Source organism: Staphylococcus caledonicus (assembly GCF_016238465.1).
In the GTDB taxonomy this organism is placed as follows: domain Bacteria; phylum Bacillota; class Bacilli; order Staphylococcales; family Staphylococcaceae; genus Staphylococcus; species Staphylococcus caledonicus.
In genome coordinates this window covers 621,966-631,055 of sequence record NZ_JABTXV010000002.1, presented here as the reverse complement: position 1 = coordinate 631,055, position 9,090 = coordinate 621,966, and the positions used below count along the sequence as shown (strand labels likewise).

The 9,090-nt window shown below is 31.0% G+C and carries 8 protein-coding genes, 1 rRNA gene and 1 pseudogene; 2 read left to right on the top strand and 8 right to left on the bottom strand.

The window, feature by feature from the left end; translation table 11 throughout:
- The 8 genes from HS848_RS09735 to HS848_RS09700 all read right to left on the bottom strand — a co-directional run.
- A 16S ribosomal RNA gene (locus HS848_RS09735) occupies positions 1-125 on the bottom strand; the annotation flags it as partial.
- 449 nt (positions 126-574) lie between these two features.
- Positions 575-1,642: an Mrp/NBP35 family ATP-binding protein gene (locus HS848_RS09730; RefSeq protein ID WP_119527077.1), complete on the bottom strand. Its 1,068-nt coding sequence runs from the start codon at positions 1,640-1,642 to the stop codon at positions 575-577.
- A gap of 186 nt (positions 1,643-1,828) precedes the next feature.
- Positions 1,829-3,259 (bottom strand): MDR family MFS transporter, encoded by a 1,431-nt coding sequence (locus HS848_RS09725; RefSeq protein ID WP_198612160.1) that lies wholly within the window; start codon positions 3,257-3,259, stop codon positions 1,829-1,831.
- Positions 3,260-3,339: 80 nt separating this feature from the next.
- Positions 3,340-3,810, bottom strand: a complete 471-nt coding sequence (locus HS848_RS09720; protein ID WP_107508405.1) for a SepA family multidrug efflux transporter — start codon at positions 3,808-3,810, stop codon at positions 3,340-3,342.
- A gap of 101 nt (positions 3,811-3,911) precedes the next feature.
- Entirely contained in the window at positions 3,912-5,243 is a 1,332-nt protein-coding gene (sdrM, locus tag HS848_RS09715) for a multidrug efflux MFS transporter SdrM (RefSeq protein WP_198612159.1), read from the bottom strand.
- Between the two features lie 279 nt (positions 5,244-5,522).
- Positions 5,523-6,212 (bottom strand): PAQR family membrane homeostasis protein TrhA, encoded by a 690-nt coding sequence (trhA, locus tag HS848_RS09710; protein WP_107508403.1) that lies wholly within the window; start codon positions 6,210-6,212, stop codon positions 5,523-5,525.
- Positions 6,213-6,229: 17 nt separating this feature from the next.
- Positions 6,230-7,417, bottom strand: coding sequence for a UTP--glucose-1-phosphate uridylyltransferase (locus HS848_RS09705; protein ID WP_198612158.1), 1,188 nt, complete (start codon positions 7,415-7,417; stop codon positions 6,230-6,232).
- A gap of 158 nt (positions 7,418-7,575) precedes the next feature.
- Positions 7,576-8,094 (bottom strand): metal-dependent hydrolase, encoded by a 519-nt coding sequence (locus HS848_RS09700; protein WP_198612157.1) that lies wholly within the window; start codon positions 8,092-8,094, stop codon positions 7,576-7,578.
- A gap of 172 nt (positions 8,095-8,266) precedes the next feature.
- Between HS848_RS09700 and HS848_RS09695 the strand changes: the two genes are divergently transcribed.
- Together HS848_RS09695 and HS848_RS09690 are read left to right on the top strand one after the other, a co-directional pair.
- Positions 8,267-8,527, top strand: coding sequence for a SunI/YnzG family protein (locus HS848_RS09695; RefSeq protein ID WP_107508400.1), 261 nt, complete (start codon positions 8,267-8,269; stop codon positions 8,525-8,527).
- 158 nt (positions 8,528-8,685) lie between these two features.
- A pseudogene (locus HS848_RS09690) lies at positions 8,686-9,000 on the top strand (heme oxygenase).
- Positions 9,001-9,090: the final 90 nt, after the last annotated feature.

The window sequence follows — 9,090 nt, the reverse complement described above, 5'->3', positions numbered from 1 at the left end:
CCACGTGTTACTCACCCGTCCGCCGCTAACGTCAAAGGAGCAAGCTCCTTATCTGTTCGCTCGACTTGCATGTATTAGGCACGCCGCCAGCGTTCATCCTGAGCCAGGATCAAACTCTCCATAAAAATTTATGATGTTTGATTAGCTCATAATACTAAATAATGTTTGTAACATTTAAGTTACTTATTGGAATTAACGTTGACATATTGTCATTCAGTTTTCAATGTTCATCATTTTAAAAACAATCTCTATTAATATAACATTTCTTTTCGAATAAGTCAATATCAATTTCGATTACTTTTATAATTCTAAGTCATCTCAAGTTGTTTTGCAATAGTAATTTTTACACTATGTTAACAATCTTTTAAAAGAATTAATATTCTTTTTCGACGACTTTTATATCTTATCAACTTTCAATAAGTAAGTCAACAATTATTTTTAAATATTTTTTTAGTCATATTTAATCAACTTGTTGCTCACAAAAAATAATTCTATCAGATACAAAATATATTGCAATAGAAAAAGCGCATGTATTTTAAGTTTTACATGCGCTAATTTTTCACTTTTATATTCATTATTTTTTAATAGTAGAAGCAATTACTTTTTGTGCGATTGAAGTATAAATTTGTCCTAATCGATCCTCTGGTTGATAAATAGATGGTGAGAAATCTTTAGGGTTCCATGTTGGTTGTTCTAAAGGTAGCTCTCCTAGTAATTGTGTATTTAATTCGTCAGCAAGTTTACGTCCTCCACCTTTACCAAACACATACTCTTTATTACCAGTTTCTTTACTTTCAAAGTAACTCATATTTTCGATTACACCTAAAATAGAATGTTCTGTATGTTTTGCCATTGCTCCAGCACGTGCTGCTACAAATGCCGCAGTTGGGTGTGGAGTTGTAACGATAATTTCTTTACTACTTGGTAACATTGAATGTACATCTAATGCTACATCTCCTGTTCCAGGTGGTAAATCTAGTAATAAATAATCTAACTCGCCCCATTTAACTTCAACAAAGAAGTTAGTCAACATTTTACCTAGCATTGGACCACGCCAAATGACAGGAGCATTTTCTTCTACAAAGAATGCCATTGAAATTACTTTTACTCCGTGACGTTCCACTGGAATAATTTCTTTCCCTTGAACGCCAGGTTTTTCATCTATACCCATCATATCTGGAACACTGAATCCATAAATATCAGCATCGACTAATCCTACTCTTTTACCTTCACGAGCTAAAGCAACGGCTAGATTAACAGCAACAGTTGATTTACCTACCCCTCCTTTACCTGAAGCGATGGCAATAAATTCCACTGGGTTATCTTTCGAAAGTAAACCTTCAATTGTTTTGGGTTGTTCTTTCTTCTTACCAGTATATTGTTCAACCTTTTCAGCAGGTAATTCTTCAAATCGAATTCCTACAGTATTAGCGCCATTTTCTTTTAAAGCCTTAACAATTGCCATTTGTAAATCTAATTGTGGTTGCCCACCTAATTGAGCCATAGCTACTTTTACACTAACATGCTCAATTTCATCTTTAGTTGTTACTTCGATAATACCTTCTGTCTCTTTAAGAGGTACATCGATAATTGGATCCTTCAACTCTCCAACTATTTCTTTTACTTGATCTACCGTTAACAATGTAAATCCCCCTTAGTTCTTTTACATCTATTTTAACAAATATATTTATAACTTGTGCCTATCTTATTCAGTATATTATTTTCCAATATATAAAAAAAGAAGTTAGCTCATCTAAGAAAAGCTAACTTTTAAAGATTAAAGGCTAGGAAACAGAAATCTAATTTATTTTAAAAATCGATCCACTTCCTACTGCTTAGTATAATGTCTTTCTTCTTTAATAAATAATGAGAAAATAAAACCGATAATAACAAAGCCAGTAACGATTGCAAATGATAAATCGACGCCTGCTGCAACACTTTGTCTTTGTAGTATATCACTATTTGTACTAGCTGAAGAACTTGAAGTTAGTAATTTAGCTCCTATACTCATGAAAGTAACCATTAGAGCCGTACCTAAAGAACCAGCCATAACACGTCCAAAGTTCATAATTGCTGTACCATGAGAAATATCTTCATTTCTTAATGCATTAATACCTGCTGTATTGATAGGCATCATTAATAATGAAACAGCAAACATTCTAATAGCATAAATGATAACTAATAACATGTATGAAGTATCATATTTTAAGAAACATAAGAAAATAGTTGTAATTATTAAAATTGTAAAACCAGTTAGAATTAATAATCTAGGTCCATATTTGTCATAAATCTTACCAGTGTAAACTGACATAATCCCATTTAGGATGGCACCTGGCATAATTACCATTCCAGAAAGAAAGGCAGATAAGCCTAAACTATTTTGTACAAATAATGGAATTAATAATGCGGGACCAACCATTGACATCATCACAATCATAGATGTGATGGTACTAAACGTGAATATTTTACTCTTGAACACTCTTAAATTAAGTAATGGATTAGAAATGTTTAACTGTCTTTTCACAAATACGCCTACTATAACAATACCAACTATAAATGAAATTATAATAATTGGATTTGTAAATCCTAGGTTACCCGCACTACTAAAGGCATATAAGATGATACCGAATCCTAATGTCGAATATACAACAGATCTCTTATCTAATTGAGTGTCTTTCGTTTCATTATAGCTTGTTAAGAAGATCGCTCCGAAGATGTATCCTACTAATGCAATACCCACAATAATTATGAAAGGAACTCTCCAACTTGTGTTATCAATAATTAGACCTGAAAATGTAGGACCTATAGCTGGAGCAAATTGAATGACTAGTCCAGCTAATCCCATTGCAAAACCACGTTTTTCTTTTGAAAATAAGGTAAACAATGTGAATTGCATTAAGGGCATTATGATACCTGCACCAATTGCTTGGATGACTCGTGCAAGCATTAACACACCAAAGTTTGGAGCAATGGCAGCCACAATTGAACCAAGCAAGAAGATACCCATCGATATTAAATATAAAGGTTTCGTTTTAATTTTATCCATTAGATAAGCAGTTAGAGGAATCATGGTTCCATTGACTAACATAAACCCAGTTACTAGCCATTGGGCTGTACTTTCTGACGTTTTTAATTCTTTCATTATATGAGGGAGAGCAGTATTTAATAAAGTTTGATTTAATATTGCTATAAAAGCACTTAAAAGCATGACGGCAACTATTAAATTTCGTTTCTTAGTGGACACTTCTATATTCGACATATCTAATCTCCTTTAAATTTATTGAGCATTTACCTATTCAAACAAATATTAGTTAGCGAAACAAACTAAATGCTTAGTACTTATCGTTTCTTTTCATTTAAATTCTCGCTGTCCGGATAAAAAATGATTTTGAAGATATAGAGCAATCCGATAATTAATGCAATGACCCAAAAATCAATCTTGATATAGACGTAGTTAACGTGAATGATGAAAAAGAATAATACGGTAGTTACTATATATGAAATTAAATGATATGTTACCCCATTGAAATATGGATTGTTTGGTAGTTGTTTTCTGAAGTAGTCCATTAAATGCTCAATTGCGAATAAGATAAAATAGCCGAATACAATATAACTACCATAGTAAATCAAATTATCTTGAAGATTTTTATTATAGGTAAAGTAGCCTAATTTGAAAAATATTAAAATGCGACTTAAACCAAAGAGACCAAATCCTAAAAACATTAGAAATATACACCCAGAAATTATAAAGATAGTAAGGACAAGTAAAGTAGAAAAAACATTTTTAAATTTATTTTTAAAAAACTTCATTTCAAGTCCTCCTATTTTCATTTTACACGCATATTCTATCATTAATGAAAGGTATTATAAATTTAAAAAGGACGAACTACATTTAGTTCATCCTCAAAAGTTTACTCTGCTTCATTTTTATATAAAGTAGACCACATAACTATTAATATAATAGTCACTAAAATTACGGCTCCAAGTATATTATGGAAGTTTCCATCAAATAGACCAAAAGATAGAGCGTATAAATATCCCATAACAGTAGAACCTATAGAAGAACCTAAATTTTTAGTTAATGCATATAAAGACATCATTTTCTTCATATGTTTAGGATTAGTTTCTTCTTGTACAATCACGCTATCTTTAGTGTAAATAAATCCGAAACTTAGACCAGCTAATATAACTGTTGCACCAATTAAGAGTGGCACTTTAAGACCAAACGTAATGATAATACTACTAATTAACAGTAAGGTAAAAGCTCCAAGATATAATGCTTTTCTAGAAAATTTATCTTCGACTTTAGCTAAGTTAAAATTGAGCACAAGCCATGCTACAGATAATGGGAAGATAACTAATCCACTTTCAAGAGGAGAAATATTTAAATGATCTTGTAAATAAATTGGTATATATAAGTTGTACCCCATTAAAGACATTGCAATCAATAAATCTGTAATAAATACTAGTGAAACTGAACGATTAAATTCAGAGACCGGTAAGAAAGGCTGATCTTTAGTTTTTTCATATTGAAACAATATTATCGCTACTATTATAGCTACTATAAAGGCACCTAAATTTAACGTAAGTATAATTTTATTTAATAAACTAAACATTAATAATCCTATGAATAGATAAAATAGTAATAATCCTTTTGAATCAAAGTGAGTCGTTTGAACTTCCGCTTCTTCTGAAAAATGGAATGTGATAAAAGCTAGTATAATTGCAATAATAGCAATCGGTATATTAATGAAAAATAACCAATGCCATGTGGCAAATTCTAGAATTGCTCCTCCTAATAAAGGTCCAATAATACTAGAAATACCCCATACACTACCTACAATTCCCATAATTTTATAGCGTAACGGTATTTCAAACGCAAGTTTAGGTACTATCTGAGTTAATGCCATCATTACTCCGGCGCCCATTCCTTGTACAATTCTTGAAAATATTAGCATCGCAAACGTTCCGCTCATACCGGATAATAAACTACCGATACCGAATAATAATAAGCCAACCATTGCAATATATAGAATTTTAAATCGAGTTAATAATTCGCCTACAATAGGATTAGCTACCACTAGTGCTATAAAATATACTGTGAAAACTAATGATATGGCTGTCCCAGCATTTAAATCTTTACGTATAGTAGGCATAGCTAATGAAATAATGGAAGTTTCAATTGCTGCCATAAACATTGTTAAGACTAACGTCACTACAATTCCGATTGATTTTAAATTCATTAATCAATGACCTCCTTCCTTGATTTTTATTTATTGAACATTTTAATTTTCCAATTAAAACACTAACGAAAAACTTTGGAATAAAAATAGCAGCCAAGGACATTTAAAATGTTCAAGGCTGACTCATTTGAAAGTAGTTAATTAATTATAAGGGAATAGAAATCTAACATAATTTCAAAGATTTTATTATCTCTCTTAGTCAATCTTGCAAATTCTAAGTGGAAATATCACTAAATTCAATGAGAATTTGATATTTCCACTCTTATTTTTAACTCTTTATTACATAAAATATAAAATCCCTATTAAATGTAAAAGCGATGCTAGTACTATAAAAACATGCCATATCATATGAAAATAGGGACGATTTTTCTGTGCGTAGAACCATGCCCCAATAGTATAGGCAAGTCCTCCGAGTACGATGAATAATAAAAATAACCATGAGGTACGCATAAAAATAATTGGTAAAAATATTATGCCTACCCATCCCATAACTAAATACACAATCAGGCTTAGTTTATGGTTAACTTTTACAGAAAGAGATTTATAAAGAATCCCCCATATCGTTGTGCCCCACAAAAGTATAAAGACAAGCCAACCAATCCATCCACCAACTACAGTCAACATAACTGGTGTATAAGTTCCAGCAATTGCCACGTATATCATACTATGATCAATAATTCTTAAAATGTACTTATGCGCAGTATTATTTTGCATTGAATGATAAACCGTAGACGATATAAACATCATGAAAATACTAATAACGTAAATCGACACGCTTATTGAACTTAAGGTTCCTTTATCTATATAACTATGGACGGCAGCATAAGGTAAAATAAATAACGTTAGTAAGGCTGCTGCACCATGCGAGGTAGCATTGCCTATTTCTTCCCCAAAAGATAGTGGAATAATGTCTTTAAAAGATTCAATTGCATTATCTTTTGAATTCTTAGGTTTAGGTGTTTTAGACATCTAAACTCCACCACCTTTTAAATTAAGTTTTTTCGTTTTAAATCTGCTGTAGCAGTTTCAACGCTATCCTTACCTTCCTTATTTTTTAATGGAGAAAATTCATCTTCACGAGATACTTGTAGCGTTATAAAGCTAGTCGCATATCTAAAAATATCAAAATAGAATAATTCAAATTTTAATGTAGGCTTTTCAACTACACCAAAATCCTCGTCCAATTGTTTTAATTTCTTAACTGCTAAATGGTATGGTAATTCATTATCCACGGCTTGTTTAATAAAAGCTAATTTAAACGCATGGATACCGATGTTAGCATTATCAAATGTATTTGCAACGTCTTCGTCAAGTTCAGAGTACTCTAGAACGGTATCTTTGCTCTCTTTATTTACTAATCTACCGACACTTTCTCCATGTTTCGGTTGAATAGATTTAGACGTTACATCTTTATTATTCACTACCGTATAACCAGCAAATAAAGGATCCAATACTTTAACTAATACGTTATCGATGTTATTTAAGAAAATGTACTTAACTCCATCTGTTTGCATTTTATCTAAATAGCCCGTTTTTTCTAGAGATTTAAATACGCCACCATTTCCATTTGGTGTTTCTAGAATATATCCTTGTTCATTAAGTACAAGTTGTCCTTTTTCACTTAAAGCTACAATATTATCTTGTTTGAAAAAGTGAATGTTCTCAGGATTATATCCGAAGTAATTGTGTTCTTTGAAATAAGTAAGTGTTTCTTCATGATTAATATCACTTGTCATAATATACCAGTTAACAAGATGGCCAGTTTCTTTTTTTAGATTGAGTAATTGGCGTGCTTGTAATTCAAATAAACTTACTCCTTCTATTTCAAAAGAACCTTTAGGACCTTTATATCCTAAACGTGTACCTTGTCCACCAGCCATAAGTAGAACAGCAAATTCGCCGTTTCTAATAGCTTCTATTCCTTTGTGTTCGTATTTTTCAACTTCTTGTTCTGTAAGTTCATTACTACGAGCATACTTGACTTCCGTTACAGAAGAAACATCAGAAATCGTTTGACGATTCACATATAAATCTTGATATAAATTTTGTGTAAATTCTAAATCTAGTGAGTCGACTTTTGATTCCAACTGTTCTTTTTCATTACTGCTCATAAGCTTTTCATATTCACTTAAATGTTCTTGATTATATTTCTTTAGTTTACTTTGGTCTAGCATTTTAACTCTCCTTATAGTTAGTTTTATTCTTTCAACCTATTGAAAAAAATCATTTAAATAACCTAAATTTATAATTTGCAAATTGAATTTAAGCAAATATTTTAATTCGATGTATTCATATGCTAACTATCTAATTGTTTTATTTATTCACATTCTACTTACCCTAAAAATGAATGACTAATATAGTGTATTAAATCAATCAAAAAAGTTTGGAAAAATATGTATAGTGCTCCAATACTTAAAGCCGTAGCTAATGATGCATCCACCATGCCACCGGTTTTAAAAGTAAAAGGAAATTTAATTGTTAGAGGAATAGGATAAAGTAACTTTACTCCTCTTGGCGTTAACATATCTAGTATAACATGAGATGCCATTGCACCGATAATTGAAACTAAATAGTACGTAGGTGTTTGTATTAAATTAAGCAAGAAAATAATTATTCCTAAAAATAAAAGTGAATGTGTGAAGGTTCGGTGACCAAAGAAAAGATTGATTAATACGCTAAGCACCTTAAATTGTCTTCCAACTTTACTTCGAGTATGACAGATGTCAGGAAGTAAACTTGATACTATTGCCAAGCATATTACTGTAACAGTAGAAAATATATCAATATGAAAGTGTTCGGTTGTTAATGCACCTACTAATAAGCCAGCAGATACGTGTGTTTTTCCTGTCATTTATCTTCTCCTTTATGTAGAACATATTAACATAAATCGAACAAAAACACGAACATATCTTCGGTAATAATAGTATGTCATAAATATTTAAAAAGTATCACACAAACTCTTGAAAACGATTACACAATGATATATGATGTAACTATAACTTACATAAAGGATGTGTTCTTTAATGGCAATGACAGTTAAAAAAGATAATAATGAAGTTAGAATTCAATGGAGAGTAGCAGATATTAAAATTCCTACTAACGAAATTAAAAATATTTCTCAAGATCAAGACCTTCATGCGGTTCCAGATTTAGAGTCTAAAAATATTTCTCGTATCGGTTCTACTTTTGGTAAAACAAATCGTGTGATTATTGATACTGATGACCATGAATACATTATTTATACTCATAACGATCAAAAAGTATACAACGAACTTACTAAATAATCTTTCTTAATCGATAACTTCGCAAAGTTGATCATTTAACTGCTAGCTAATCTCAAATTAGTTAGCAGTTATTTATTTTGTAATCAATAATAGTTTTTAATTTTATTTTTTTGAAAAAGTGATTATGATAATCATAAAGGTTCAAGGAGGAAATTAAAATGTTTGTAGTAACGAATAGAATTACCGTTAAAAAAGGATTTGCTGAAAAGATGGCGCCTCGTTTTACAAAAGGTGGAAAAATCGAATCATTAAAAGGATTCCATAAAATTGAAGTGTGACAAGTAGCTAATGATGATGAAAGTGAAGATATGTATGTGAATACTTGGTGGGAAACTGAAGAAGATTTTAAAGCCTGGACGCAGAGTGATGCATTTAAAGAAGCCCATAAAAACAGAGGATCATCTGATTCTAAAGAATCTCCTGTCATTAAAAGTGAAATTGTTAAAGCCAATGTATTATCTACATTAGGATAATATGAGAATACACTTATGATTATAAAATCAAGAAAGCCTGATACATACTGTTGAATGCTCATGCACTCACATGTATGAATCAGGCTTTTT

Excerpts from the sequence above, each read along its gene's own strand:
- trhA (WP_107508403.1), bottom strand. The coding sequence starts at position 6,212 with ATGTCTAAAACACCTAAACCTAAGAATTCAAAAGATAATGCAATTGAA.
- HS848_RS09725 (WP_198612160.1), bottom strand. The coding sequence starts at position 3,259 with ATGTCGAATATAGAAGTGTCCACTAAGAAACGAAATTTAATAGTTGCC.
- HS848_RS09700 (WP_198612157.1), bottom strand. The coding sequence starts at position 8,094 with ATGACAGGAAAAACACACGTATCTGCTGGCTTATTAGTAGGTGCATTA.
- sdrM (WP_198612159.1), bottom strand. The coding sequence starts at position 5,243 with ATGAATTTAAAATCAATCGGAATTGTAGTGACGTTAGTCTTAACAATG.
- HS848_RS09705 (WP_198612158.1), bottom strand. The coding sequence starts at position 7,417 with ATGCTAGACCAAAGTAAACTAAAGAAATATAATCAAGAACATTTAAGT.
- HS848_RS09695 (WP_107508400.1), top strand. The coding sequence starts at position 8,267 with ATGGCAATGACAGTTAAAAAAGATAATAATGAAGTTAGAATTCAATGG.
- HS848_RS09720 (WP_107508405.1), bottom strand. The coding sequence starts at position 3,810 with ATGAAGTTTTTTAAAAATAAATTTAAAAATGTTTTTTCTACTTTACTT.